The organism is Parvibaculum sp., assembly GCF_030694575.1.
In the GTDB taxonomy this organism is placed as follows: Bacteria; Pseudomonadota; Alphaproteobacteria; order Parvibaculales; family Parvibaculaceae; genus Parvibaculum.
Map to the genome: position 1 here is coordinate 35,136 of NZ_JAUYUS010000058.1, position 26,530 is coordinate 61,665.

The following is a 26,530-nucleotide window of genomic DNA, read 5'->3' on the forward strand; positions in this document are numbered from 1 at the left end:
TTGGCTCCGGCGCTTTCGTTTTCCGGCCGCCTCAGCGAAAGGCAATGCCGTCGAAGGTTCCCGAGTTCCGCCAGCCTTCCAGGTATTTGAAATAGGCCGTCGCGCCCGCCGGATAGCCGACATTGTATTTGGCGGCGGGTCCTGCGGCCTTCCCTTCGTTGTTGTAATAGCCCGGCGTGCAGTCGGGTGAGCCGAGCATCCGGCCGATACCGGTCAGCAGGAGCGCCACCCATTCGTCCTGTGCTTCTTTCGTCACCTCGACTTCCTTCGCGCCGGTCTTCTGAGCGTGGGAAATGATCGCGGCGATGGTCGCGCCGGCTTCGGTGAGATTGTGCGGGACGTTTGAAATGAGGTTCGCGCCCTGCGTCGGTTGCACGAAGAAGGCATTCGGAAAGCCATGAACATGGATGCCGTGCTTGGAGCGCATGCCGTCCGCCCAGGCCTCGGAGAGTTTCAATCCGTCACGGCCCGTCAGGTCGAAGCCCGCGCGGCGCGTATATTCCGTGCCGACTTCGAAGCCCGATGCGTAGATGATGCAATCGACCTCATACTCGACGCCGCCGACGACGAAGCCTTTTTCCGTGATCTTCTCGACGCCTTTGCCGTCCGTGTCGATGAGGTGCGTGCCGGGCGTGTTGAAGGATTGCAGATAGGCGTCGTGGAAGCAGGGGCGCTTGCACAACTGGCGATACCAGGCTTTCAGGTTCTGCGCCGTCTCCTTGTCGGAAACGATCCGGTCCACGCGGGCGCGGATTTCTTCCATCTTTTCGAAATCGGAATCTTCGAACGCCGCCATCATGTTTTCGGGAGTCATCTTGTCGCGCGGCAGTTCCATGATCTTGTTGCGGATGCGGCGCGAGAGATCCGTCCAGCCGTCCTGCACCAGATCTTCCTCGGCCGGATCGCCGCCCTGGTTGGCGGTGAAATTTTCCAGCCAGCGCTTCTGCCAGCCGGGCGTCGCGATGGAGGCAAACCATTCGGGATCGAGCGGCTTGTTGGCGCGCACATCGACGGATGAGGGCGTGCGCTGGACGACATAGAGCGTCTTGCATGCCTTGGCGAGGTGCGGCACGGCCTGAACCGAGGTTGCGCCTGTGCCGATGATCGCAACGCGCTTGTCCGCGAGCTTCTCCATCAGCGCGCCCTTGGGATCGCCGCCCGTGTAGTTGTAGTCCCAACGGCTCGTATGAAAGGAATGACCTTTGAAATCCTCGATGCCCGGAATGCCAGGCAGTTTCGGCACATGCAGGGGCCCCGTGCCCATGCCGACATAGTCGGCGGTGAAACGGTCGCCCCGGTCGGTTTCGATGACCCAGCGGGAGCCTTCGCCGTCCCATGTCAGGTTTTTCACCTCGGTATGGAACAGCGCGTTTTCATAAAGCCCGTATTGTTTGCCGATGCGCTGGCACTGGGCGAGAATTTCGGGGGCGTGGGCGTATTTCTCGCTTGGCATATGGCCGGTTTCTTCGAGCAGCGGCATGTAGATCAAGGATGCCGTATCGCATTGCGCGCCCGGATAGCGGTTCCAGTACCAGGTGCCGCCGAAATCGCCGCCCTTCTCCATGATGCGCACATCGGTGATGCCGGCTTCGACCAGACGCGCGCCCGTGACGAGACCCGCAAAGCCGCCGCCGACAAAAGCGAACGTCACGTGATCCGTTTTCGGTTCGCGCTCGACGCGCGGCATATAGGGATCGTCGAGGTAATGCGCGAGCTGGTCCTTGATCTGAAGATATTGATCGTTGCCGTCGTCGCGCAGGCGCTTGTCGCGTTCCGCACGGTAACGCGCAAGCAGAGCTTCCTTGTCGAACGGGGTGCGGGCGGGCGCGGTGGTCTCTGTCGTCGTGTTCATCGGGGCGTTTCCAATATGATAATTTGTCAGTTTATTTTTTTCTATTCTTCCGATCTTGAGGCGCGATGCAACGGAAACTGTGAGAGGCGGTAGAATATGGCGGAAATCTGCGAAAAAGCCGCTATGCGGAGGCTCTCCACATAGCGGCTTTTCCGGCGGATATCCGGTTGGCGGGCCGGTCTTACCAGAGACCGTGCTTCTGCACTTCGGCGCGGCCGACGACCATGTGATGCACTTCGTCCGGCCCGTCCGCAAAGCGCAGGTGGCGCATGTCGGTATACATGTCGGCGAGCGGCGTCCATTGTGAGATGCCGGCGGCGCCGTGCATCTGGATCGCCTGATCGATGATGAGGCACACCTTCTCGGGCACCATCGCCTTCACCGCGCTCACATAGACGCGGGCTTCCTTGTTGCCCAATACGTCCATGGCTCTCGCGGCCTGAAGCACGGCGAGACGCATCGCGTTGATTTCGATGCGGGCGCGCGAAATGATCTCGAGGTTCCCGCCGAGTTTCGCAATCGGCTTGCCGAACGCCTGGCGCGTCGCGGAACGCTTCACCATCAGTTCCAGCGCCTTCTCCGCCTTGCCGATCGAGCGCATGCAGTGATGGATGCGGCCGGGGCCGAGGCGCACCTGGCTGATTTCGAAACCGCGGCCTTCGCCGAGCAGGATGTTTTCCTTCGGCACGCGCACATTGTTGAAGCGGATGTGCATGTGACCCCAGGGCGCGTGATCCTTGCCGAAGACCTTCATGCCTTCGAGAATCTCGACGCCGGGCGTGTCGATCGGCACGAGGATTTGCGACTGTTGCTTGCTGGGCGGGGCGTCCGGGCTCGTGCGCACCATCACGATCATGATCTTGCAGCGCGGGTCGCCGGCACCGGAAATATAGAACTTCTCGCCATTGATGACCCAGTCGTCGCCATCGAGCACGGCGCTGGTGCGCACGTTCTTCGCGTCGGAGCTCGGAACATCCGGCTCGGTCATCGCATAGGCCGAGCGGATTTCGCCGTTGAGCAGCGGCTCCAGCCACTTCTTCTTCTGCGCGGGCGTGCCGACGCGCTCCAGCACTTCCATGTTGCCCGTGTCGGGCGCGCTGCAATTCAGAGATTCGGAAGAAAGCGGCGATTTTCCGAGTTCGACGGCGATATAGGCGTAGTCGAGATTGGTGAGACCGGAGCCGATTTCGGAGTCCGGCAGGAAGAAATTCCACAGGCCGGATTCCTTGGCCTTGTTCTTCGCGCCTTCCAGCAGTTCGAGCTGGCGCGGATGCCAGCTCCAGCGGTCGGTCTTTTCGTCCTGGAGGCGGAAGAACTCCTCCGTGATGGGATCGACGTTTTCGGCGATGTGCTTTTGCACGGCGGCCATGAGAGGCCGCGCCTCTTCCGACATGGCAAGCTGAAACAGGTCCTGGTCGAGGTCTGACATGAATTCCGTCCATTCATTGTGATTTCAGTTCTGATTTGCGCAGGGTAGCGCTTCAGGACGCGATAAGGAATTTATTGCGGCGCGCGTTCCGCCGATTGCCGGACGGGGCTGTCCCTTGGCTCTTTTGCAGCGCAGCAAAGCCTGTGATAATGGCATGACAAAGATGTGTGGGACGCGAGGTCAGGCGATGAGCAAGGGTAGTGAAAACGGCGCGGGCGGTCCGAAAAAGGACCAGCCCTGGATTTTCCGCACCTATGCCGGCCATTCGACGGCCAAGGCCTCGAACGAGCTTTACCGGACGAACCTGTCGCGTGGCCAGACGGGTCTATCGGTCGCTTTCGATCTGCCGACGCAGACGGGCTACGACAGCGATCATGCTCTCGCGAAGGGCGAAGTCGGCAAGGTCGGCGTGCCTGTCTCCCATATCGGCGACATGCGGGCGCTGTTCGACGGCATTCCCATGGAGCAGATGAACACCTCCATGACGATCAATGCGACGGCGGCCTGGCTGCTGGCGCTCTATATCGCCGTCGCCGACGAGCATGGTGCGGACCGCGCGAAGCTCCAGGGCACAGTGCAGAACGACATCATCAAGGAATATCTCTCGCGGGGCACTTACGTGTTTCCGCCCGATCCCTCGATGCGGCTCCTCACCGACATCGTCTCCTACACCTACACGCAAGTGCCGAAGTGGAACCCCACCAACGTCTGCTCCTATCATCTGCAGGAAGCGGGCGCGACGCCGGTGCAGGAACTCGCCTTTGCGCTGGCGACGGCGCAGGCCGTGCTCGACCGCGTCAAGGCAGGCGGGCAGGTGCCGGAGAAGGATTTTCCGCAGGTCGTCGGCCGCATCAGCTTCTTCGTCAATGCGGGCGTGCGCTTCATCACCGAGATCGCCAAGATGCGGGCCTTCGTCGATCTGTGGGACGAGATTTGCCGCGACCGCTACGGCGTCGAGGACGCGAAGCTCCGCCGCTTCCGCTATGGCGTGCAGGTGAATTCGCTCGGCCTCACCGAGCAGCAGCCGGAGAACAACGTCTACCGCATCCTGCTCGAAATGCTGGCCGTCACGCTGTCGAAGAACGCGCGTGCCCGCGCCGTGCAGCTTCCGGCATGGAACGAGGCGCTCGGCCTGCCGCGTCCATGGGACCAGCAATGGTCGCTCCGCGCACAGCAGATCCTCGCCTATGAAAGCGACCTTCTCGAATATGGCGACATCTTCGACGGGTCGAAGGTGATGGATGCGAAGGTCGAGGCGCTGAAGGCCGAGGCCCGCGAGGAGCTGGCGCGCATCGAGGAGATGGGCGGGGCGGTCGCCGCCGTCGAGAGCGCCTACATGAAAGAGCGTCTCGTCGAATCCAATTCCGCGCGGCTCGAAGAAATCGAGGCCGGACGGCAGGTCGTGGTCGGCGTCAACAGATACGAGGAATCGGCGCCGTCGCCGCTCTCCACGGGCGCGGGCTCGATCCATGTGGTCGATGCAGGCGTCGAGGCGGAGCAGATCGCGGCGCTGAAGAAGTGGCGCGAGACGCGCGACGCCGCCGCGGTCGAAGCCGCCCTTGCCGATCTTCGCCGCGCGGCGAAAGAAGGCCGCAACATCATGGAGCCCTCGATCGTCTGCGCCAAGGCGGGCGTCACGACCGGCGAGTGGGGCACGGCGCTCCGCGAGACCTTCGGCGAGTACCGCGCACCGACGGGTGTTTCGAAGGCCGCGCGCAATGCACCGGGCGATCTCGACAAGGTGCGTGAAATGGTCGAGGCGGTTTCGTCCAAGCTCGGGCGCCCGCTGAAATTCCTCGTCGGCAAGCCGGGCCTCGACGGCCACTCCAATGGCGCCGAGCAGATCGCTGTGCGCGCCCGCGACAGCGGCATGGATGTCGTCTATGAGGGCATCCGCCTCACGCCGGAGCAGATCGTGAAAGCGGCGCAGGACGGCGAGGTCCATGTCGTCGGCCTCTCGATCCTCTCGGGCAGCCATGTCTCGCTGGTGACGGAACTGATGGACCGCATGCGCGAGGCGGGCCTCTCCGGCATCCCGGTCGTTGTCGGCGGCATCATCCCGCCGGACGACGAAGAGATACTCCGCGCCGCCGGCGTTGCCGCGATCTACACGCCGAAGGATTTCCAGATCAACGACATCATGGCCGATGTGGTCCGCCTCGTGGACTACAACACGGACGAGGCGGCGTGACGCGTCCCGGACGCGATCACATTCCTGCCATATTCCCATAATGTTTCCGCCGCATTGGAGTCCTTCAATGGGACAGGTTGTTAAGGTGTGGCGGGCTTCTCCTCTCTCGACGATCCGATTTTTCGCGGAGTCCGCTTGCCTTTCTTCCGGTGTTACACTTTTCGGGTATTAACGCGGGATGTGTCAGGAAAGGACCGGGCTGATGAGCGACGGCTTCGAGACGAGTAGCGGCAAGGGCCCCCAAGGCCAGAACCAGACGGGCCAGAACCAGACGGCATGGGCCTATGGGCGCAGCGTCGAGCCTCTTCCCGAGCTTCACGTGTTCTCCCGCCTTTCGGAACTCGACTCCGCCTATGCCTCCGAGCTTGCCCGGCGTCGCGCGCGGCAGGAGACACTGGAAAGGGAAATTCTCGAACTCGCGAAACGTCTCGCCGCGCCGCTCGAAGGGGCGGTCGCGGAGGCGCCCAAGCGCAAGGGCTTCTTCGGCCGGAGGGCGAAGGCATGAACAGCCGGGTCTCTCTCATCTCCGAAGACATGCGCGGACAGATGACGCGCAATTACGTGGCGAGCGAGCGCGAGGCGCGGTTCGCCAGTTTCCATTTTCTGGCCTTCCTGATCGTCGGTCTCATTGCGCTCGGCGCGCTGGTCGTCGATTACATGATCGTCAGCGAATTCTGGACGCGGGCGCTCGCCAACGAATTCCTCGAACTGCCGGGCGCGCTCGGTTCCTCCGTCGCCTTCAAGTCGATGCAGGTTCTCTTCGCCACCGTCGCGGCGCATATCCTCTACGAGCAGCTCGGCGCCTTCGGCAAGGCGCTCTTCGTGCGCATCGTCTTCGTGCTCGCGCTCGCCATGCTGCTCGGCGTCGGCCTTCTGCTGGCGCTGATGTCGCTGCCGAACGGCGTCGCGGCGACAAGCGACGGCGGCGTCGGCTCGTCGCTCGGCAACGCGCTGGCCGGCCTCGGCATCGCGACCGAGGCGACGCAGGAAACGGCGCGCACGGCCAGCGAAGTCGATCAGATGCGCGGCTGGCAGCCTCTTGCGTGGATGGCCTCTCTCGGCATCGTCTTCCTCGTCGTCACGGGCGTTGCCGCTCTTTGCATCCACTATGCGGTGCAGTCGCTTCGCCGCGTATTCCAGGCGCGCGATTTCAAGCACCGCCGCGTCGAGATGGAGCGGCTCGCCGCACTGGAAGCGGAGTATGACGGCAATCGCCATTCGCTTTCCGAAATGGAAGGCCCCGAGAACCGGCGGCATCTGTTGTGGACCGGCCTCATGCGCGAATGCCGGAGCTACGAGCAGGGCCTCGAAGAGGCGCGGCGGCAGGGCAAGACGGCGCTTTCGAACGGTTCCGGCGGCCGCGGCTTCCTCGGCCGGCGCAAGGAGCCTGCGCTCCTCAATGGCGCGGCCTCGCAATTCTCCGACCGGATGAAGGCCTGCGAGGAATCGCGGCATCTCGCGCGTTATGAAAAGCTGTTCGACGACTGGTGGGCGCGGCGCTCGCGCAATGCCATGAAGGCTGGGCCCGCGCGTCTCGAGGCGGTGCGTGAGCCGATCGGCGAACTGCTGCCGCCAAGCAGCGGACCGCGCCGCATTCCGGGCCAGACAACCAGCTTCACGGCCGGCGAATGAGCATGCGTCACGGGCGGACCTTGTTTGCAGGGGTGCTGTTTGCATGGGCGCTGACAGGCGCCGCCGCGGCCGTCGATGCGCCCGCGCCGCCGCAGACCGTCGTGGTCGGACTCGATATTTCAAAGAGCAATCCGCTGGTCGAGGATCCGGCCTATGCGGCGCGTGTCGCCAAGCGCCTCACCGCCGAGATCGACAAGCTGCCCGTTCGCTCGCGCCTCATGGTGCGGACTTTCGGCGCTTACGATTCAAGCGCCAATCCGCTCAAGATCGACGAGGTGATTTCGGCGCGCGCCCGGCCGGAGACGGTGGCCGAAGGCGTATCCGCGCTTGTCGCGGCCATGCCGCAGCTCGTCAAAGAGGGCAAGCTCCAGGCACAGGACTGGACCTATATCGTGTCTTTCATGGAAACCATGTCGCAGCAGGTCGACTGCTCGGCGGGCGATGTCCGCTTCATCCTGCTGACGGACGGTATCGAGGATTCGACGATCGCCCGTATGCAGCGCGGCGCTTCGCTGCCGAAGCCGGAACCGATCTTTGCCGGATGCGGCGAACTTCTCATGCTCGGTGTCGGGCAGGGCGGCGGCAGCCCCGCCGTCACCAGGCGCGTGCAAGAGCAATGGGCGGGCTGGGCCGAGGCGGCGGGCTTCCGCAAGTTCACGGGTCTCTACGACTGGTAGTGTTTTGACGGCATGAATGGCGGCCTATAAGGTCCGCCCGCCTTTCACCCGCCGCCCGGAACACCCGATGAATGTTGCCCTCAGCCTCGTGCTGCCGATCTTCGGCATCATCGCCTTCGGCTATTTCGGCGCCCGCACGAAGCTCATCAGCCATGCGGGTGTCGACGGGCTCGACACCTATGTCTTCACCTTCGCCATGCCGGTGCTGCTGTTCCGCAATCTCGCGGGAACGGAATTTCCATCGTCGCTGCCCTGGGGTCTCTGGATTTCCTATTACGGCGCGATGCTCGCCGTCTGGGCGGCGGGGTCGCTGATCGCGCTTTTCATTCTTCGCCGTCCGGCTTCCGATGCGGTGATGCTCGGCTTCGGCTGCGGCCAGGGCAACACGATCATGCTCGGCCTGCCGATCATCCTCACCGGCTTCGGACCGGAAGCGGGCACGCCGGTCTTCCTCATTCTCGCCTTCCACGGGATCATTCTCTTCACCATCGCGACCTTCCTGCTGGAATTGACGCGTACGCGCGAGGGCGAGGAGTTGCCGAGTTTCGGGGCAATTCTGAAAGAGGGTCTGGTCAACACGGCGCGCAATCCCGTCATCATCGGCATTGCCTGCGGTGTCGTTTACGGCCAACTCGGCGTGCCGCTTCCCGGCATCGTCGACACGACGCTTGAAATGATCGCGCGCTCGGCCATTCCCTGCGCGTTGTTCGTGCTCGGCGCCATGCTCACGCGCTACAGCATCCGCCGCTCGGTCGGCGCCGCCTCCATCACGACCTTCTTCAAGCTCACGGTTCATCCCGCGCTTGTCTTCGCGATGACGCAGTATGTGTTCGAGCTGGAGCCGCTCTGGGTCACGGCGGCGACGCTGCTTGCCGCCATGCCGACCGGGGTCTATTCCTCGATCCTCGCCAACCGATACCGGGCGGCGCCGGGCGCGGCGTCGAGCACCGTGGTGCTCTCGACCGGCATCAGTCTCGTCACGCTGACGATCCTGCTCGGATATTTCCTCGGCTGATTTCAGTCGCCGCCGGCCGCCATCACGATGTTCGGCTTGCGGGCGCGCGGTGTCGTCAGCCGGAACATGTCCGGCCGGACGAAGGCGAAACCGAGCGGCGTATTCTCGACCAGCCTGAAGGCGAGGATCGGCGTCACGACGGCTATCGTCGTCGAGATCAGCGTAATGAGATCGCCATTGTCGAGGCCGAGCCTGGTCAGGACGATGCGCATGGTCGCCATGGGCAGGAAGAACGTGAGAAAGACATAGAGAGAATGACGGCCGACATAGGCGATCGGTCCGGCAAGCCCGCGCGATGCGAGCAGACTTACCAGCATGATCGCGCTTCCCGCGCCGGCGAAGCCCATCAGCAACTCGAGCGCGCGGATGTCGACCAGATGCGAGAAGACGACGGTGCCGACGCAGGCAAGCATGAGGCCCGCAAGACCCGCCGACTTCGCCGGGTAGACGCGCGCCCAGTCCGCGATCTGGAATATCTGCTTTGCGCCATAGACGCCGGTAACGAACCAGATGAAGCGCCAGGCGAATTCGTCCAGCAGCATCCAGCCCGTATCGAGCCGCGTGAAATAAAGCGCGAGAGCGAAGAAGAAGACGAAGAAAGGCCGCGCCTCGCGCAGCAGCCGCATGGTGACGAAGAACATCGCGAGCGAATAGATGAACCAGAGCACGGCGAAAGGCTGGATCGGGATCATCAGCAGGTCGACATAAGTGACCTGCCATGCGCCTTCATGGGGGATCATCTTGATGCCGATCTGGATGACCGACCAGAGCACGTAGAAATAGGCGAAATGGACGATCTTGCCGTCGACGAATTTCCGCAGGTCGCCGAACAGCGCCTTGTAGGCGAAGAGGCCGGCGACGAGGAAGAAGAGCGGCATCCGGAAAGGTTTCGCGAACTCCGCGATCGCACCGAAAACGAGCGGCATATGGCCGATGGCATTCGAAACGCCGAAGGTCGTGTGTTCCATCACGACCAGAATGATCGTCAGGCCTTTTGCCGTATCGATCCAGTTAATGCGCTGTTTCGAAACAACCGATGTGCTTGCGCCGGCCATTGAGGGCTCCTGAGGCTCGAAAAAATACGGTTTCTGTCCCTTTGGGGGATGAAAACCGGTTCTTGAAGCTTCAGAAGCAGCTTTCGCGCCAGACGGGCGGGCCGGGCGTTCATGGTTAAGGGCGGCTTAAAGACCTACCATCCGCCGGATCTCCACCGGTGTATGTCCGGCGGAACGGAGTTCCCTCAGGCCCATGTCCTTCGCGCTTTTGGACAGGCGCCGCCCCGTTTCGTCGCGGATGAGACCGTGATGGCGATAGCGGGGCTCGGGCAGGCCAAGCAGCACCTGCAGGATGCGGTGAATGTAGGTTGCCGGAAACAGGTCCTGGCCGCGCGTCACGAGCGTCACGCCCTGCAACGCATCGTCCACCGTGACCGCCAGATGATAGCTCGTCGGCACATCCTTGCGGGCGACGATGACGTCGCCGAAGAGTTCGGGCTTCACCTCCAGCGTGCCGTTGTCTCCGCCCGGACTGATGCCTTCCTCGTGAAAGGTCACGGGCGCACCCGTCATCGTTTCCGCGATGCGAAGCGCCTTCTCCGTGTCGAGCCGCCAGGCATAGCTGCGGCCTTCCCACATCAGATGGTTGCGGCGCTCGCGCGAAATTTCCTTGTAGATGCCCGGATAGACCGGCGCGCCGTCCGGGTCCACCGGCCAGTTCCGGAGGGGAATGCCGGAGGCGGCGATGGCGTCGTTGATTTCCTTTCTCGTCGCGAAGCAGGGATAGACGACATCGAGTTGCTGCAGGCGCCTCAGCGCCTTTTCGTAATCGTCGAAATGTTCCGACTGACGGCGTACCGGCCGTTCCCATTCGATGCCGAGCCAGGCGAGGTCGTCGTAAATGCCTTGCTCGTATTCCGGGCGGCAGCGGCCGGTATCGATGTCCTCGATGCGAAGCAGGAAGCGTCCGCCGAGCGTCTTCGCCAGATCGAAGGCGAAAAGCGCGGAATAGGCATGACCGAGATGGAGCCAGCCGTTGGGGCTCGGCGCAAAGCGCAGAACCTCGGGCCCGCCTGTCTTCTCCTGCATTGAAACCCCGGCTTCGAGAGGCTTAGTGTGGGCCGCATTGATAGCCCGCATGGGCGCGTGGCGGAAGAGGAGGCGTGGAACGATGACGTTGAGCGGACCGGGCGTGGCGGCGGCAAGCGGCCGGACGAAGCAGCTTGTCATCCTCTGTCACGGCTATGGCTCGGATGGCGACGACCTCATTTCGCTCGCGCCCTATTGGCAGCGGCTGATGCCCGACGCCGCCTTCGTCGCACCCAACGCGCCCGCGCGCTGCGACGGCAATCCGATGGGCTACCAATGGTTTCCGATCTCGCGGCTCGATCCGTCGGAGATCGAGCGCGGGGTCGATGCGGCCGCGCCGCTGCTCGACCGGTTCATCGACGATCAGTTGAAGCTGCGCGGGCTCGACGGGTCGCAACTCGCTCTTGTTGGGTTCAGCCAGGGCACCATGATGGCGCTTCATGTGGGGTTGCGGCGGGAGATCGCGCCGGTCGGCATCCTCGGTTATTCGGGCGCCCTTGCCGCTCCCGAGCGTCTCGCCGCCGACCTCAGGTGCCGTCCGCCGGTCCTGATGGTCCATGGCGATATCGACGACATGCTGCCGGTTTCGCGCATGCATCAGGCGGTTCAGGCGCTGGGAGAGGCGGGGCTTTCGGTGCAATGGCATGTGTCGCGGGGCCTCGGACACAGCATCGACCAGACAGGGCTCGACCTCGGCGGGCGTTTCCTTGCCGACGCCTTTGCCGGCAGGCTGGCCGGCGCGGCTGTAACGGGTTGAGCCGGGGACCAGGAGTTGGCGGCTTCACAAAGCCGTCGCACCAGATATAGTAAGATCAGGCAGTTGAGAGGCCGGTCGTTTTGAAGCCCTATGGCCTCAGGAGGGTGGCGTGCACGGAACGTTTGCCGCGCCGGATGCTTGTCCGGCTCTTGTCTTGAATGCGGATTACAGGCCGCTCAGCTACTACCCTCTGTCGCTCTGGTCATGGCAGGACGCGATCAAGGCGGTGTTTCTCGACCGCGTGAACATCGTCTCGTCCTACGAAACGCTTGTGCGCTCTCCGACCTTCGAAATGCAACTGCCGAGCGTCGTCTCCCTGAAATCCTATGTGAAGCCGACGCGCTTTCCGGCGTTCACGCGGTTCAATCTTTTTCTCCGCGACCGCTTCACCTGCCAGTATTGCACCGCGCGGCACGAGCTTACTTTCGATCACGTGATCCCGCGCTCGCGCGGCGGGCAGACGACGTGGGAAAACGTCGTCACGGCCTGCGCGCCCTGCAATCTCAAAAAAGGCGGCAAGATGCCGGAGCAGGCGGCGATGTTTCCGATGCAGGCGCCGTTCCGGCCGTCGGTGAGCGATCTGCACAAGAACGGCCGCGCGTTCCCGCCCAACTATCTGCATGAGAGCTGGCAGGACTATCTCTACTGGGACAGCGAGCTGGAGCCGTAAGGCCCGTCAGACTTTTTCGGAGACCTTGATCGCAAGCCGGCAGGCGGCCTTGATCGCGCCGGACAGCAGCGGATAGGCGGGCGCTTCCTTCGCGCCGGCTTCTATCGCCTCGTCGCGATGCTGTACTTCTTCCAGGCGGAACTTCTCGATCGTGTCGCGAAGCGGCTCCTCCTCTTCGCCCATCTGGTCGAGCCGGTTCACCTGCGACCGATAATGTTCGTCGATCACTTCTTCCACGGCGGCGGTGCAGGCATGCGCAGCCTTCTCGCCGAGCAGCGCCGTTGCTGCGCCGAGCGCAAAGCCCGCCACATGCCAGACCGGCGCGAAGGCCGTCGGCCGCACGCCGCGTTCGTTCACGATTTCGCTGAAGCGCGCGAGATGGACTTCCTCGTCCTTCGCCATGCGCTCGAGCGCGGCGGCGATTTCCTGCTTGTGGGGCAGGTAGCGGAAGACGGCGCGCTGGCCTTCATAGATGCGCACCGCGCCATACTCGCCCGCGTGGTCGACACGGATCATTTCCTCGATGGCGGCATCGCGCGCGCGGCCGGGCTGCGCGGAGACGCGGGGCGTTTTCGGCGTGGCGGGCATCAGACCTCTCCTCTGCTCTCACGGAAATAGCGCAGCAGGGGCAGGGCGGAAAGGGCGGCGAGCGCCAAAGTGATGAGCATGTTGAACCCCGCCAGCGAAATGCCGAACAGCCGCCATGCGGCATCGTCGCAGCGCGGTGCCTTCGCGCCGCCATGGAGTGCCGACTGCAAATCCTCGAGCGAGTTGGCGACGAGGCCGCCGGCGCCGCAGGTGTCGGGTCCCGGCCACCATTTGTACTCGACGCCCACATGGTAAAACGACAGGCCCGCCCCGGCGAGATAGGCCAGCAGGCAGAGCCCGAGAAAGACCAGGACGCCGATGCCGATATTCGCCTCGCGCGACAGGATGCCCGCGATCAGCGCCGCCCCGATGGCGAAATAATGCGGCTGGCGGCCCTGCAGGCAGAGCGAGCAGGGCACATATCCAAGCACATGCTCGAAAAAGAGCGCGCCCGCGAGGGTGGCGACGCTCACGGCGATCAGGATCCAGGGGATGGCGTTCGAGGGGATGCGTTCCGTCATGGGCGGCATTCAAGCACGGGCCCCGCCCCTTGTCCCGTGCCTTGTCGCCGCATATCGGCCCCGCCTTCTTTTCGATTGAAGGCGCGGGCCAGCCCATTATGATGCGCCCGCGCTCAGGGCCCCTGTGGCGGAATGGTAGACGCGGCAGACTCAAAATCTGTTGTTGGCAACAACGTGCTGGTTCGAGTCCGGCCAGGGGCACCAATCCTTTCGATGGTTCGAGCCGTGGCTCGCCATTCGTCCGGGCCCATCCGGATTTTTCCCCGTGCCGCTCTGACCGCATTCCACCCGGTTTGGCAGGAGACGGTCTTTTTGCTGGATAAGTTTCCGTGAATGAAACTTGTCCCCGGTTTTTGCCGGCGGGCGCGGCGGTCCGGCGGGCCGGTTTCGAGCAGGGTTTATCCCCGAAATATCATCTGTGCACGGATGGAAGTGTACTTGTGACAGTTCGATGACAGTTTGATGACAGTCGCGGGATAACTCGGCCAAACGTCCCCTGAATCAACCTTGCAGAAGCCGGTCATATATTTAATTGACTGATTAATTAAATTAGAATACGACTCCGAAACCGGCGACGGAATTCGGAGAGAAGCGATGAAAGCCCTCATCCTCAATGGCAGCCCCCGGCGGAACGGCAATTCGGCCGCGCTGGCGCAGGCCGTGAAAAAGGGACTGATCGAAGCCGGCCACGAGACGAAGTTCATTTTCGCTGACGATGCCGTCGCGCGTTTCCTGAGGGACTGCCGTCAGTGCCGCAGAGCGGACGGCGAATGCGGTATCGACGATGGCTTCCGCGCGATTTTCCTCGAGGACTTTCTGCCTGCGGACGGTTTTATCGTGGCGACACCCGTCTATTGGTACGGCATGTCGGCTCAGCTCAAGGCTTTCTTCGACCGAATGTTCTGTTACGTCGCGGCGTCTCATCCGCAGTCGTCTTCGGTCGTCGAGCGGATGACGAGAAAGCGGGTCGGGCTTCTGTTGAGTTCCGAAGAGACGTTCCCGACGGTTGCGGCGGGCATCGTCCACCAGATTCAGGAATACAGCCGCTACACGAAATCGACCTTCACCGGAACGGTTCACGGCTACGGCAATGCGCGCGGCGACGTCGGACGGGATCCGCATCGGCCACTGGCAAGCGCCGAACAATTCGGACGGGATTTTTTCACACGACACGCCACCGACTACCAGATCGATACGCCTCGGCCCGGGCGCGTCTGGGGTGAGTGCACAACAGCGTAAGCGGCCGACAAAGGGACTGACGATGACCGACCCGCAACAAGCAACGGACCTGCAAGAACGTCTCGCCCGCGAGGGTGTCGAATACTGCTTTGCGACCTATGTCGACGTGCACGGCATTTCGAAGACGAAATGCGTTCCCATCAGTCATCTTGCCGACATGGTGCGGGGATCGGAGCTTTTTACCGTCGGCGCGCTCGAAGGCATGGGGCTTGTCGGGCCGCATTTCGATGAATGCGCCGCCGTTCCGGATCTCGCGACGGCGACGATCCTGCCATGGGACAGGAAGTATTGTTGGTTTGCATCCGACCTCTATTTCCACGGCGCGCCCTACGAGAATTGCAGCCGCATCATTCTCAAGAAGGCGCTGGCGAAAGCCGCGGCGAAGAACCTGAAATTCAATCTCGGCATCGAGCCGGAGTTCTATGTCTACCGGCGAACGCCGGAAGGTCTCGCGCCTCTTCAGCACGAGGCTTTTCACGGTCCGACGCCCGCCTACGATCTCCACCAGATATCTCTCGCCGGGCCGTTTCTCGAACAGTTGACGCGCTATGTCGAAGATTTGGGCTGGGGGCTCTATTCTTTCGATCAGGAAGGCGGACACGGCCAGTTCGAAATCGATTTCGGCTATGCCGATGCACTGACGACGGCGGACCGGCTCACTTTCTTCCGCTTCATGGTGAAGAGTCTCGCCCGCGCGCATGGCGCCGTCGCGAGCTTCATGCCCAAACCCTTCAGCAACGATTTCAGGTCCGGCGCGCATCACAACATGTCGCTGATGGATACGCGGACGGGCGAACATCTGTTCGATGCCAAGGCGCGCCAGGCCGGTGAGATCGCGCGCGGCTACGGTCTCGACGCAACGGACGAGACGCTCCATTTCGCCGGCGGGTTGCTCACACATGCCGAAGCGCTTTGCGCGATAACTTGTCCAACGCACAATTCCTACAAGGGCCTGATCGCGCGCGGCGACATGCCGGATATGTCATGGGCGCCGGTGCTGCAGGCCTATGGCAGAAACAACCGCTCAGCGATGCTGCGACTGCCGATGAACCGGCCTTGCATCGAAAACCGTGCCCCGGACATGAGCGCCAATTTCTATCTCTCTTCCGCCTTGAGCCTCTATGCGGGGCTTGATGGTCTCGATCGGAAGATCGACCCCGGTCAGCCGCTCAACGACAATCTCTATCTGGAAGCGTCGCTCAGGGCGGGCCGGAATGTCCGGCGGCTGCCTCGCACCCTGCTGGAGGCGACGGAAGCATTCGAGGCGAGCGTCTTTGCGCGGGAAATGCTCGGCGACGCCTTCGTCGATATCTTCGCCGCGCAGAAGAAGAAGGAATGGGAGGCGCAGTTCTATGCGGTCTCGCCCGCCGAACGGGATCAATACCTGACTTTTGTCTGAGAGATCGAAAGAGGAGGCGCGACAATGACTTCCTGGGCGCAATTGACAGGTCCCCAGTTGGGCGATCTGGTCAAAACCGAAGGACGTTCGCTTGCGGTCCTGCCGATCGGCGCTACCGAGCAGCACGGGCCTCACCTTGCAACCGGCACCGACACGCTTCTCGCCGACACGATCTGCCGGGAAGCGTGCCGGAGGCGCGGCGTGCCGATGCTGCCGGCGCTTCCCTATGGCTGTTCCTATGGCCACACCAACGCATGGCCGGGCACGCTGTCGCTCTCGCCGGAGACGCTGACGAGGGTGGTTTGCGAGCTCGCCCGCTGGGCCATCGATAATTCGGGCATCGACCGGCTTCTTTTCATCTCGGGACACGCGACGAACGGACCTTCCATCGAAAGCGCCATTCTGCAGCTTCGCTATGAATATCCCCATGCGCGGTTTGCGACGCGGGGGCTTTGGGAAATTTCCGACGAGGCTCTTCGTCTCTACACCTCCGACGCCGCCGACATTCACGCGAATGTGGCGGAGACCTCGATGGTAATGGCCATCGATCCGGACAGCGTCCAGATGGAAAGGGCGGAGGATGTAGAGGACGTCACGGTGGGATTGATATGGCGCTACGCCATGCCGGCGGTGACCCCGAACGGCGTCGTCGGGCAGCCCTCGGGCTCTTCCGCCGCCGTGGGCCGGGAAATGCTGGACCGACTCATCCAGGACCTCGAAACTATGCTGAAGCAAGCCGAGGAAGAGGCATGGCCGGCCATCCCTCGTCCCGCAATGCGATGATGCGCCTCGCCGTCCAACGAGAAGAAACGGGTCATGAAGAAGCCTGGTCGGAAGTCCGATATCGCGACAGCAGCCGGGAGTGGAAAAGCCCGCAAGGCAGGTAGGCCGCCTGTGGAAAGCCCGAACGAAGAACGCCGCGATTCGATTGCGGCGGCCGCTCTCAAATTGTTCTCGGAGTCGGGGTTCGCCGCTGTATCGAACAAGGAGCTCGGCGAAGCGGCGGGCATCAATCCCGCGCTGATCTATTATTATTTCGAGGACAAGGACGATCTCTTCCAGTTCGTGGTGCGCAAGGCGCTGGCGGACGCGCTTTCCGCCTATGAAGAGATAAGGCGCGAGCGCGGCGGCATCGACAGTCTGGATGCCTGGCTTTCGAGCAATCTTCTTCTGTTCGGCGAGATCACGCGCTTTCTGAAAATCATATTGGACTATGCGCATTCAGGCCGGCGTTCGCCCAGGACGGATGAAGCGATCGCCCGCTTCTACGACACGGAAGTCCAGTTGCTCGCGAGCGCCCTTCGGCAGGAAGGCAATATCGCCGTGCCGGAGGCTGCCGAGCTTGCAAGTCTGGTGTCTGTCTTTCTCGACGGCCTGATGGTCGCGCGCGTGATCAGGCCGGAACTCGATTCCGAACGGCTCGTGGCGGCGATGCGCCGTCTGCTTGGGCGGAAGGGAAAATAAGGCCGCCTTACCTGTCGCCGTCCCAATGGTCGTTCAGCAGCTTGGCGAACCAGGCGCGAAAGCGCTTTATGCCATCCTGATCCAGGCCGGCGCCTTCCGCGAGTTGCCTGCCGACGATCGCTTCTCCAAAAGCGGCATTCGCCGTCAGCATCGCCATGAACAATGTGTCTTCCTTGTCCGGTGCGGGCTTGCCTTTCATCTCGGCATATTCCTCGCGCCGCGCCTGAAGTGCCGCGACGATCTCCCCCATGATGTTGTGGGCATCCGAGCTTTCCGAAGCGCGACCGGTAAGCAGCAGCCAGGACAGGAGCCGGGCCGTGCCGCGATCGCTCAGGGCTCTGAAGACATGGTCGATGTGGTCGGCGGCGTCCGTGCTGACATGCCCGCCGCCGAGCGCCGTCAGCATCGTGTCTCGAAGCTGTTTGTTGGCCCGCGCGATCAATGCACGGACCAGCCCTTCGCGGCTTTCGAAATGATGGAGAATCGCCGGATGCGAGATGCCGACATCGCGAGCGATATCCTGCAGGCGGAGCCCCTCCGGGCCCTGCTTTGCCAGTCGCTCCTCGGCGGCATCCAGGATCAGACGGCGCGCTTCCTCTGCCGTGCGCCGGACCCTTTTAGGCGCCTTTTCCGCCGTTTTTTCAGGCAGAGCGGCTTTTGCGGCAGGACTTTTCGCAACGCTGGACACACAAGGCTCCTTTTCAGGTCCGATTTATATTGACAACAATGTCAGTATATCTTATTTCTTGCTCAAGGCTGATGGCGTAGAACCATTATAGCAACGGGATACTCTCAATGACGATTGCAAGCCCAACAGAGTTTGACGGCAAGGTTGTGGCAAAATCTCGCCGCAAGCGCATCGAGCCGCTGAAGGCTCTGCGCGCGATCCGCGCCCTTATCGCTGACAAGGAAGATACCGGTCAGGTCTTCAAGATCATCGATGCCCTTTCCGGCGGCGCCATCGACAGGCAGTTCCAGCGTTTCATCGCGACGGAAAACGGCCGCCGTATCGTCGCCGAGAAGCGCGATCTCATCGCCGCGCTCAACGACCGCGCTTATCTCTCCAGCCTGCCGGAAGGCACGCTGGGCCGGACCTATTATGAATTCATGGCCGGGGAAAACCTCACGGCCGACGGTCTCGTTGCCGCAAGTCAGGAAGTGCGTGTTCTCGAAGAGCGTCCGGAGGCGCAGCGCATTTTCGGCGAGCGCCTGCGCGATCAGCACGATCTCTGGCACGTGACGACCGGTTATGGCCGCGACGGCCTCGGCGAACTCGCATTGCTTGCCTTCACTTATGCACAGACCCGCAATCGCGGCATCGGCTTCATCGTTCTGGTGGGTGCCCGCGTCACGGCGAAACACGTTCCGAACGCAGGTATCTGGCGCGTGGTGCGTGAGGGCTACCGGCATGGCAAGCAGGCGGGATGGCTGCCGGAGACGGACTGGGAATCGATGCTCGCGAAGCCGCTCTCCGAAGTCCGCTCGCTTCTGAACATTCAGGAACCTGCCGTCTACAGGGCGGTCGAACCGATCACGACAGCTGCCGAGCAGATTTACCGCGAGAACGGCAAGCTCAAAAAAGCCGCCTGAGGTCTTCAACTTAACTCTCTCTTTCCGGGCTTTGGCACCGGCGTCATCCCCCGCTATGCTGCTTATCAAGCGTTGCAGGCGAGGGAATGGGGCCGGTGCTGACCGTTTACGGGCTGAAGAACTGCGATACCTGCCGCAAGGCCTTGAAGTGGCTTGACGAGGAGGGTGTTGCGTATCGTTTCCGCGATGTCCGGGCGGATGGGCTCAAAACCGCCGACATCAGGCGTTTTGCAGCAGCAGCCGGTTGGGAAACGCTCCTCAACAAAGCCGGTACGACATGGCGCGGCCTGCCGAAAAGTGAAACCGAGAATGCCGGGGAGGCCCAGGCGCTGAAGCTCATGGCGGCGCATCCGGCGCTCATCAAACGCCCGGTCTTTGAAACGGCGAGCGGCGAGATCGTTGTCGGGTTTCGCGATGCCCAAAAGGCGGTGCTCAAGCAGGCGGGGCGGAAATGAGGCTGCGCCGGCGGGTTTCGCCAGATCCGACCCTGACGCTGCCGATCGAGACGCCGCGGCTTCTTCTCCGGGACTTCGTCTCGCGGGACCTGGAGGCAGTGCATGCCTATTCCTCCACCCCGCAAGCCACTCAATACCTCATCTGGGGGCCGAACACGCTGCTGCAAAGCAAGCAGACAATCCGCGCCTTTCTGGACGACCAGAAAGAACGGCCGAGGGTCAATTTCGATCTGGCCATCATCCGCAAGGGTACCGCGCGGCGTGGCGATGGGCCGAGGCTCATCGGCGGTGTCGGGCTGAAACTCGCCGATTGGGACAACCGGACGGCCGACATCGGCTATGTTCTGCATCCGGATTACTGGGGGCAAGGCTATGCGCTCGAAGCGGCGCAAGGGCTCGCTCATGCCGGGTTCCGCGAACTGGGCTTGCAACGCATTGTCGCCACCTGCGATCAGCGGAACAAGGCATCTGCCCGTGTAATGGAAAAGCTGGGCATGCGCCGCGAGGGTGTTTTCCGCCAAAGCAAATATATCCATGGCGGCTGGCGGGACGAATTTCTCTATGCGATCCTGGCCGAGGAATTCTACGGCTGAAGATCCCTGACGGGCTTTGAAGCGATATCCTCCGGGTCGTCTACCTGCTCGCCGCGCCGGATCAGGAATTCGATCCATGTGCCGCGATCCCGGGTTTCGACGAGCTCGTGGCCTGCCTCGGCGCAAAAATGCGGCATGTCGATCCGTGCGACGGGGTCGCTTGCGAAAACTCTCAGCAGCGCGCCCGGGTCGAGCCGCAACAGGCGTTTGCGGGCCCGCAACACCGGCAGCGGGCAGCGCTGCCCGATCACGTCGAGAATGATTTCCCCCTGATCGTCCGCTTTGTCGTCCATTGTCCCGGCTTTGATGATTGGAGCCGCTCATGGCCCTTCTTGCAGCGCGGGATAATGGCGCCGTCCTGCGTTGCTGTCACGCCTGCTTCCTATGGAAGGCCGATAACGCCGATTTGACGTCACGGAACCCGGCTTTTCTTGACGGTCCTGCCGCCACGAAGGCATAAAAGACGAAAGCGCCCGGCGCGCTATGGAAAAACAGGAGGAACGACGGATATGGGTCTCGTCAAGCGGATCGGCAACGAAATCACGTTCGCGAGGGCGGCTATCCGCACGCTGAAGAAGCTGACGGCCATCAAGGAAAACCCGACAGGCACCTTCTCGGACAAGCTCGAAGAGCTCGCGCGCGACAAGCCGAACAACATTGCGATCTATTTCGAGGACCGCAAGATCACCTACGGCGAATTCAACGCGCAGGCGAACCGTTATGCGCGCTGGGCCATATCGCAGGGCATCGGCCGGGGCGACGTCGTGGCGCTGATGATGGAGAACCGGCCGGAATATCTCATCGCCTGGCTCGGCATCGTCAAGGCGGGCGCGACGGCTGCCCTCATCAACACCAATCTCACAAAAGGCCCGCTTGCCCACTGCCTGAACATCTCCAATGCCAATCAGGTAATCCTCGGTGCGGAACTGGCGGATAATTATTCAAGCGCCGCCGACCAGCTCGAGCGGCCGATGACGGTCTGGGCCGAGGGCGGGCAGGTGCAGGGCGCGAACGATCTGAACGCGGCCCTTGCCCAGCATGAGGACGGCCCGCTGCCCGCCGATACCCGCAAGGACGTCACGCTCGATGACGATGCCCTCTTCATCTACACGAGCGGTACGACTGGCAACCCGAAGGCGGCGCGTATTCCGCATATCCGGCTTCTGTCGATGATGGGCGCGTTCGCCGCCGGCACGAATGCCACGGAAAAGGACCGCATGTATCTCGTGCTGCCGCTCTATCACTCCGCGGGCGGCGTCTGTGCTGTCGGCACCGCGCTCACGGTCGGCGGCTCGGTCATTATCCGGCAAAAATTTTCCGCCACCCATTTCTGGGACGACGCGGTCAAGTACAAGGCGACACTGTTCCAGTATATCGGCGAGCTGTGCCGCTACCTGCTCAATACGCCGCCGCATCCGAAAGAGCGCAAGCACAAGCTCCGGATGGTGGTCGGCAACGGTCTTCGCCCGGAAATCTGGCCGGCCTTCCAGAAGCGCTTCAAGATTCCGCATGTGCTCGAGTTCTACGGCGCGACGGAAGGCAATGTGGCGTTGATGAATTTCGACGGTACGCCGGGTGCCATCGGCCGCATTCCTGGCTGGGCAAAGAAAAAGTTCAACGTCGAGATCGTGAAATTCGACATCGAGAACGAGAAGCCGGTGCGCGGGCCGGACGGCTTCTGTATCCGTACAGAGCCGGGAGAGGCGGGCGAGGCACTGGGGCGTATTTCCGACGATCCGGATCAGCCGACGGGCCGCTTCGACGGCTATGCAAAAAAGGAAGAAACCGAAAAGAAAATCCTGCGGGACGTGTTTGAAAAAGGAGATGCCTGGTTTCGCTCCGGCGATCTCCTCCGTCAGGACAAGCTCGGTTATTTCTATTTCGTCGACCGGATCGGCGACACTTTCCGCTGGAAGGGTGAGAACGTTGCGACCTCGGAGGTGGCGGAAGCAATTTCCGTTTTTCCGGGGGTCAAGGAAGCGAACGTCTATGGCGTGCATGTACCGGGCGCGGACGGCCGTGCCGGCATGGCTTCCATCGTCGCGGAGAACGGCTCTCTCGATCTCGACAGGTTCCGCGAGCAGATGCTGAAGGAACTGCCGGATTATGCCGTGCCGGTCTTTCTGCGGCTGCAGCCCGAAATGGAAGTTACGGGCACCTTCAAACACCGCAAGGTGGAACTGGTGAAAGAGGGTTTCGATCCGTCCACCATTGCCGAGCCGATCTATTTCAATTGTCCGACGGAGAAGAGATACGTGCCCGTCGATCAAACGCTCTACGGCCGGATTTGCGCGGGCAACTTCAAGCTCTAGCTATATTCGGTCCCGACAAAAAAGGGCGGCTCTTGCGAGCCGCCCGTTTCATTTCGAGTTTAGTGATTACTGAGCGGCGTCGGGCTTCTTGCCGAGGCCCATCGCTTCGAGGATTTCCGGGCGGATATTTTCCGTGCCCTTCTTCTCGATATGCTGCGCGACGCGCGTGCCCACCGCCATCATGGCCTGGCCCATGAATGTCGGACGGTTGGTACTCGCCCATTCGAGCGAAGCCTCGCGGTTCACGTTCAGCTCCTGGAACTTCGGGAAAACGTAGCGCGCCATCAGTTCGTAGGAGCGTTTCGTCTGTTCGAAGTCGGCCCAGTTATGCGCCATCTGCAGGAAGGCGCCGAAGCCGCCCGACTGGCTTTGCAGACGTTCGATCTGTGCGATCGCGTCGTCCGGCGTGCCGACCACGGCCATGCCGGATGCGATCAGTGCATCGACGGGATCGGAGCCGTCGGACGGTGCAAGCGGCAGCGCCGCTACTTCGCGGAAATAATAGAGCCATTTTTCGAGGCCGAAGCGCACGTTCTCGCGCGCCTTTTCGCGCGTCTCGGCGATGTGTACCGGGCCGACAAGGCGCCACTGGTCGCGGTCGACCGCCTTGCCGCAGTCCTTCGCATTGTCTTCCGCTATCGCCCAGTTTGTGGAGAGCGCGTTGAAGCCGCCGGCGGAGGTGGCGCCGATCGACAGAAGACCGAGGCCATGCCGTCCGGCCGCCGTCGCACCTGTCGGCGAGACCTGGCTTGCGACGGAGATTTCCACGCTGGGCCGCGAGTAGGGTGTCATCTGCAGACGCGCTTCGTTCAATTCGAACCAGCTCGTCTTCGCTGTCACGGTTTCGCCGCGCAGCAATGGCACCAGTACATCGAGAGCCTCGTCCATCATGTCGCGCTGCTTGGCGACTTCGATGCCCATCATGAAGGCATCGGAGGGCAACGCGCCGGGACCCACGCCGAACATCACGCGGCCGCGCGTTATGTGGTCGAGCTGATTGATGCGGTCGGCCAGCATCAGCGGGTGGTGATAGGGGAGCGACGAGACGCCGGTGCCGAGGCGGATATGTTTCGTGCGTTCGGCGGCGGTCGCGATGAAGACTTCGGGGCTGGCGATCAGCTCGTACCCGGCCGAGTGATGCTCGCCGATCCAGGCTTCGTCGTAGCCGAGTTTGTCCATCCACTGGACGAGTTCAAGGTCGCGCTCGATGGCGAGGGTCGGGTTCTCGCTCAGCGGGTGGAAGGGCGCGATAAAGGCGCCGAAGCGCATTTTTTTGCCGGCCATTTCTGTTGATCCTTTCCTGACGTTTCCTGTTGCGAATTCTTGTTGCCGGATCGTAGCCAGGGGCTCGTTTCCGGGCGACTCTATTTCCGGCTTCCGTCTTTCACCTTCAGCCCGTTGAGGGCGATGTCGAGAAATTCGCTGTTGAAAGCCGATGTGTCTGTGTCCGGGTGCTCTTGCCACCAGGCCGTGATCGCGCTCCACGTCGCGACGATGGCGGCGGCGCCGACTTCCGGGGTGAAACTGGGGCGGAATTCGCCCCTTTCCTGGCCGCGCCGGAGGATCGAAGCGACGAGGTCGATGACGCTCTTGTTGAGATCGGTCGCGACGAGGTGTTTCGCGGGCTGGTCCATGAACTCGCTCAGCATCTTGCGCATGACCGTCGCATTGTCGCGCCAGGCTTCCTCGAACACCGAAGCGAGGAAAACCAGTTGCTCTTCCGCCGTGCCGTCATGCTCGCCAAGGCGCTCGGCCATGGACTGCGTGATTTCCTCGTTGAAGGAGGTGATGAGCGCCGCCTTGCCTGCGAAGTGCAGGAAGAAGGTCGCCTTGGCCACGCCGGCACCGGCACAGATGTCCTCTATCGTTACCTTGTCGTAGTCGTCTTCGGCGAACAGGCGCATTGCCGTCCGGTAGATTTCCTGACGGGTGCGCTCTTTCTTGCCGGCGCGGCGAGGGGGCACGGTGTCGGGCGCCGTGTCCTTCGAGGCGGTCTTCAGCAGCTTCGTCATCCACCCATCCTTTTATTCCCGACAAAAATAGACCGGGGTACATTTTTCTACAAGGGCACTTTTTTATCGTTTCCCCCGCCGAGGGGTGGGGCGTTGCGGCGCTAGGGCCGATACCCTAAGACTCAAGCCAAATAATCGCCAAAACAATCAAAAGCATCAGGGAGAAAATCATGGGTCGGGTGAGCGGCAAAGTGGCACTGATAACGGGCGCGGCAAGCGGCATCGGCCGGGGCGCGGCTATCGCGCTTGCGGCGGAAGGCGCCAAGGTTGTGGTCACGGATGTGGACGAGGCCGGCCTCAAGGAGACGGCGGACCTCATCCGCAAGGCGGGCGGCACAGCTTCCACCCACAAGCAGGATGTGACGAACGAAGGGCGCTGGCAGGAAATCGTCGCGGCGATCAAATCCGAATTCGGCGCGCTCCACATCCTCGTCAACAATGCCGGCATCGCCATCGGCGCCTCGGTCTTCGAGATGTCCCATGCGGATTGGTCGCGCCAGCAGGCGATTAACGTGGACGGCGTCTTCTTCGGCGTGAAGCACGGCATCCCCCTCATCGCGGCGTCGGGCGGCGGCTCGGTCGTCAATATTTCGTCGGTTGCCGGCCTGCAAGGCGCGCCGGGTCTCGCGGGCTATTGCGCGACCAAGGGGGCGGTTCGCCTGTTCACCAAGGCCGTCGCACTCGAATGCGCGCAGGCTCAGATGAACGTGCGGGTCAACTCGGTGCATCCGGGCATCATCGACACGGCGATCTGGCAGAAGATGACGCCGGGCGGTACGGCTTCGGTTGCCTCCAGCGTTCTTCCCATTGCCGACGGTGCGAATGCCATCGATCCCAATGCAATCGCCGTGGCGACGCCGCTCGGCTATGCGGGCCTGCCTTCCGACATCGCGGCGGGCATCGTGTTCCTCGCGTCCGACGAGTCGCGCTACATGACCGGCACCGAACTCGTTATCGATGGCGGCATGACGGCGCGCTGACGCTACTGCGTCTGCACGATCTCGTTGGTGATGCGCCAGTATCCGTCGAGCCATTGGACGATTTCGCGGGCGCAGGGATGATCTACGGCGGCGTAGCGGGTTCGCAGCGCCGCCGTTTCCTTTTCCGTCAGGACATCCAGTCCCTTGTCCTGAAAGAGGACCAGATCTTCTTCGATCATGGAAGCGAGAGGCGCGCCGGCAACCGCCGTAGCTGCCGCGCGAAATGCCGTCACGGCGTCGTAGCTCATCCCTTCGCGATAAAGCGCGGCAAGCGTCAGCATCGGAATACGGCTCAGCATCGGTTGCGATGCCGGGTTCACGCCATGCGCCGCGATATGCGCGCCGATATCCGCTTCCCGGCCGGTGAAGCCGCGCAAATGCAGGAAGGGGGACATGCGCTGGCCATCATTCACCGGATAATTGTCCCAGATGAAAGGCTTGCGCCGCAGCGTTTCCGTCACACGCTCAAGATGCGCTGTCGTCATCTCCTTCGAGCAGACGCGCGGTCCCGTCCAGAAGACCTCGATAGCTGGATCGAGTGTCGCTCCGAGTGTTTCCAGGTAATTTTCCGGGCGGGCGCCGAACACGCGGTCGAGCACAGGGTCATCCGAGTAATAGCTTGGGCAAACGATCAGGCGATCCGCCTTGGTGCAGGAAGCCACGCAATTCACGATCTCGATCTGCTTTTCGGCGAGTTCGGGCAGGTCTCCGCGCATGTCGTCGAACAGGATGGCCAGATCGTTGATGCCGATGGCATCGAGGGTTTCGAGCTTTCGCATCAGCGTCTCGCGCGCCGCCGTGTCGAAATTCAGGTAAAGTTCGTAAGGACTGAGGCCGATGCCGAAGCGCACGCCGTGCGCACGGCAGTGCCCGGCGAAGGCGGCAAGCCGTTCCGCCTCGTCCGCGGGATGCGGCTCCGTCCAGCGACGGCGGAGGAACGTGTCCGCCTTCGGGGCATATAGATAAAAGCCGTAGCCATGCGGCGCGACCGCGGCGACATGCGCCGCTTTTGCTTCCCAGTCCCACGGCAGTCCGTAGAAACCTTCGATGGTGCCAAGTTCCAGCGTCAT

General features: G+C 62.4%; 27 protein-coding genes and 1 tRNA gene. 17 read left to right on the forward strand and 11 right to left on the reverse strand.

The features are described 5' to 3' along the window. Positions 1-31 precede the first annotated feature (31 nt). Both Q8S60_RS08770 and Q8S60_RS08775 read right to left on the reverse strand, forming a co-directional pair. Positions 32-1,852 (reverse strand): NAD(P)/FAD-dependent oxidoreductase, encoded by a 1,821-nt coding sequence (locus tag Q8S60_RS08770; RefSeq protein ID WP_305274935.1) that lies wholly within the window; start codon positions 1,850-1,852, stop codon positions 32-34. Between the two features lie 181 nt (positions 1,853-2,033). After that, positions 2,034-3,281, reverse strand: coding sequence for an acyl-CoA dehydrogenase family protein (locus tag Q8S60_RS08775; protein WP_305274934.1), 1,248 nt, complete (start codon positions 3,279-3,281; stop codon positions 2,034-2,036). A gap of 187 nt (positions 3,282-3,468) precedes the next feature. Between Q8S60_RS08775 and Q8S60_RS08780 the strand changes: the two genes are divergently transcribed. From Q8S60_RS08780 to Q8S60_RS08800, 5 genes are all read left to right on the forward strand, one after another. Then, the gene (locus Q8S60_RS08780; RefSeq protein WP_305274933.1) at positions 3,469-5,472 is read left to right on the forward strand and encodes a protein meaA; all 2,004 of its coding nucleotides are present in this window, start codon (positions 3,469-3,471) and stop codon (positions 5,470-5,472) included. 202 nt (positions 5,473-5,674) lie between these two features. Continuing rightward, positions 5,675-5,977, forward strand: a complete 303-nt coding sequence (locus Q8S60_RS08785) for a hypothetical protein (RefSeq protein ID WP_305274932.1) — start codon at positions 5,675-5,677, stop codon at positions 5,975-5,977. After that, positions 5,974-7,104 (forward strand): hypothetical protein, encoded by a 1,131-nt coding sequence (locus Q8S60_RS08790; protein ID WP_305274931.1) that lies wholly within the window; start codon positions 5,974-5,976, stop codon positions 7,102-7,104. The genes Q8S60_RS08785 and Q8S60_RS08790 overlap by 4 nt, the downstream gene beginning before the upstream one ends. After that, positions 7,101-7,781: a hypothetical protein gene (locus Q8S60_RS08795; protein WP_305274930.1), complete on the forward strand. Its 681-nt coding sequence runs from the start codon at positions 7,101-7,103 to the stop codon at positions 7,779-7,781. Before Q8S60_RS08790 ends, Q8S60_RS08795 begins: the two co-directional genes overlap by 4 nt. A 67-nt stretch (positions 7,782-7,848) precedes the next feature. After that, the gene (locus tag Q8S60_RS08800; protein WP_305274928.1) at positions 7,849-8,796 is read left to right on the forward strand and encodes an AEC family transporter; all 948 of its coding nucleotides are present in this window, start codon (positions 7,849-7,851) and stop codon (positions 8,794-8,796) included. 2 nt (positions 8,797-8,798) lie between these two features. Here Q8S60_RS08800 and Q8S60_RS08805 read toward each other — a convergent pair whose 3' ends face one another. Both Q8S60_RS08805 and gluQRS read right to left on the reverse strand, forming a co-directional pair. After that, on the reverse strand, positions 8,799-9,851 hold the full coding sequence (locus tag Q8S60_RS08805; RefSeq protein ID WP_305274927.1) for an acyltransferase family protein: 1,053 nt from the start codon (positions 9,849-9,851) through the stop codon (positions 8,799-8,801). Between the two features lie 126 nt (positions 9,852-9,977). Continuing rightward, entirely contained in the window at positions 9,978-10,880 is a 903-nt protein-coding gene (gluQRS, locus tag Q8S60_RS08810; RefSeq protein WP_305274926.1) for a tRNA glutamyl-Q(34) synthetase GluQRS, read from the reverse strand. Positions 10,881-10,962: 82 nt separating this feature from the next. Between gluQRS and Q8S60_RS08815 the strand changes: the two genes are divergently transcribed. Both Q8S60_RS08815 and Q8S60_RS08820 read left to right on the forward strand, forming a co-directional pair. Next, positions 10,963-11,637 (forward strand): alpha/beta hydrolase, encoded by a 675-nt coding sequence (locus Q8S60_RS08815; RefSeq protein ID WP_305274925.1) that lies wholly within the window; start codon positions 10,963-10,965, stop codon positions 11,635-11,637. Between the two features lie 109 nt (positions 11,638-11,746). Then, positions 11,747-12,307: an HNH endonuclease gene (locus tag Q8S60_RS08820; RefSeq protein WP_305274924.1), complete on the forward strand. Its 561-nt coding sequence runs from the start codon at positions 11,747-11,749 to the stop codon at positions 12,305-12,307. A 6-nt stretch (positions 12,308-12,313) separates the two neighbouring features. Here the strand turns inward: Q8S60_RS08820 and Q8S60_RS08825 are convergent, their stop codons facing one another. Beyond that, positions 12,314-12,895, reverse strand: coding sequence for a demethoxyubiquinone hydroxylase family protein (locus Q8S60_RS08825; RefSeq protein ID WP_305274923.1), 582 nt, complete (start codon positions 12,893-12,895; stop codon positions 12,314-12,316). Continuing rightward, entirely contained in the window at positions 12,895-13,416 is a 522-nt protein-coding gene (locus tag Q8S60_RS08830; protein WP_305274922.1) for a disulfide bond formation protein B, read from the reverse strand. Before Q8S60_RS08830 ends, Q8S60_RS08825 begins: the two co-directional genes overlap by 1 nt. A gap of 118 nt (positions 13,417-13,534) precedes the next feature. Here Q8S60_RS08830 and Q8S60_RS08835 point away from each other — a divergent pair. From Q8S60_RS08835 to Q8S60_RS08855, 5 genes are all read left to right on the forward strand, one after another. Next, positions 13,535-13,620: transfer RNA gene (locus Q8S60_RS08835), tRNA-Leu, on the forward strand. A gap of 390 nt (positions 13,621-14,010) precedes the next feature. Next, a complete protein-coding gene (locus Q8S60_RS08840; protein ID WP_305274920.1) occupies positions 14,011-14,655 on the forward strand; it encodes a flavodoxin family protein in 645 nt (214 codons plus the stop codon). Between the two features lie 22 nt (positions 14,656-14,677). Next, entirely contained in the window at positions 14,678-16,054 is a 1,377-nt protein-coding gene (locus tag Q8S60_RS08845) for a glutamine synthetase (RefSeq protein ID WP_305274919.1), read from the forward strand. Between the two features lie 24 nt (positions 16,055-16,078). Beyond that, positions 16,079-16,837 (forward strand): creatininase family protein, encoded by a 759-nt coding sequence (locus tag Q8S60_RS08850; protein WP_305274918.1) that lies wholly within the window; start codon positions 16,079-16,081, stop codon positions 16,835-16,837. A 33-nt stretch (positions 16,838-16,870) separates the two neighbouring features. Continuing rightward, positions 16,871-17,518: a TetR/AcrR family transcriptional regulator gene (locus Q8S60_RS08855; protein WP_305274917.1), complete on the forward strand. Its 648-nt coding sequence runs from the start codon at positions 16,871-16,873 to the stop codon at positions 17,516-17,518. Between the two features lie 7 nt (positions 17,519-17,525). On the opposite strand, the gene Q8S60_RS08860 is transcribed toward Q8S60_RS08855, so the two are convergent. Further along, entirely contained in the window at positions 17,526-18,206 is a 681-nt protein-coding gene (locus Q8S60_RS08860) for a TetR/AcrR family transcriptional regulator (protein ID WP_305274916.1), read from the reverse strand. Between the two features lie 107 nt (positions 18,207-18,313). Between Q8S60_RS08860 and Q8S60_RS08865 the strand changes: the two genes are divergently transcribed. From Q8S60_RS08865 to Q8S60_RS08875, 3 genes are all read left to right on the forward strand, one after another. Then, positions 18,314-19,108: a Coq4 family protein gene (locus Q8S60_RS08865; RefSeq protein WP_305274915.1), complete on the forward strand. Its 795-nt coding sequence runs from the start codon at positions 18,314-18,316 to the stop codon at positions 19,106-19,108. 86 nt (positions 19,109-19,194) lie between these two features. Then, positions 19,195-19,563 carry an arsenate reductase gene (locus Q8S60_RS08870; protein ID WP_305274914.1) on the forward strand — a complete coding sequence of 123 codons (369 nt, stop codon included), beginning with the start codon at positions 19,195-19,197 and terminating at the stop codon, positions 19,561-19,563. After that, on the forward strand, positions 19,560-20,156 hold the full coding sequence (locus Q8S60_RS08875; RefSeq protein WP_305274913.1) for a GNAT family N-acetyltransferase: 597 nt from the start codon (positions 19,560-19,562) through the stop codon (positions 20,154-20,156). The genes Q8S60_RS08870 and Q8S60_RS08875 overlap by 4 nt, the downstream gene beginning before the upstream one ends. On the opposite strand, the gene Q8S60_RS08880 is transcribed toward Q8S60_RS08875, so the two are convergent. Then, entirely contained in the window at positions 20,147-20,449 is a 303-nt protein-coding gene (locus Q8S60_RS08880) for a sulfurtransferase TusA family protein (RefSeq protein WP_305274912.1), read from the reverse strand. The genes Q8S60_RS08875 and Q8S60_RS08880 overlap by 10 nt on opposite strands. Positions 20,450-20,665: 216 nt before the next feature. Between Q8S60_RS08880 and Q8S60_RS08885 the strand changes: the two genes are divergently transcribed. Further along, the gene (locus tag Q8S60_RS08885; protein WP_305274911.1) at positions 20,666-22,468 is read left to right on the forward strand and encodes a long-chain-acyl-CoA synthetase; all 1,803 of its coding nucleotides are present in this window, start codon (positions 20,666-20,668) and stop codon (positions 22,466-22,468) included. 66 nt (positions 22,469-22,534) lie between these two features. Here Q8S60_RS08885 and Q8S60_RS08890 read toward each other — a convergent pair whose 3' ends face one another. Both Q8S60_RS08890 and Q8S60_RS08895 read right to left on the reverse strand, forming a co-directional pair. Continuing rightward, on the reverse strand, positions 22,535-23,752 hold the full coding sequence (locus Q8S60_RS08890; RefSeq protein ID WP_305274910.1) for an LLM class flavin-dependent oxidoreductase: 1,218 nt from the start codon (positions 23,750-23,752) through the stop codon (positions 22,535-22,537). Positions 23,753-23,832: 80 nt separating this feature from the next. Then, the gene (locus Q8S60_RS08895) at positions 23,833-24,480 is read right to left on the reverse strand and encodes a TetR/AcrR family transcriptional regulator (protein WP_305274909.1); all 648 of its coding nucleotides are present in this window, start codon (positions 24,478-24,480) and stop codon (positions 23,833-23,835) included. A 167-nt stretch (positions 24,481-24,647) separates the two neighbouring features. Here Q8S60_RS08895 and Q8S60_RS08900 point away from each other — a divergent pair, with 167 nt between their 5' ends. Then, positions 24,648-25,460 (forward strand): SDR family NAD(P)-dependent oxidoreductase, encoded by an 813-nt coding sequence (locus tag Q8S60_RS08900; RefSeq protein ID WP_305275117.1) that lies wholly within the window; start codon positions 24,648-24,650, stop codon positions 25,458-25,460. Between the two features lie 2 nt (positions 25,461-25,462). Here Q8S60_RS08900 and Q8S60_RS08905 read toward each other — a convergent pair whose 3' ends face one another. Next, positions 25,463-26,530, reverse strand: a complete 1,068-nt coding sequence (locus tag Q8S60_RS08905; protein ID WP_305274908.1) for a beta-N-acetylglucosaminidase domain-containing protein — start codon at positions 26,528-26,530, stop codon at positions 25,463-25,465.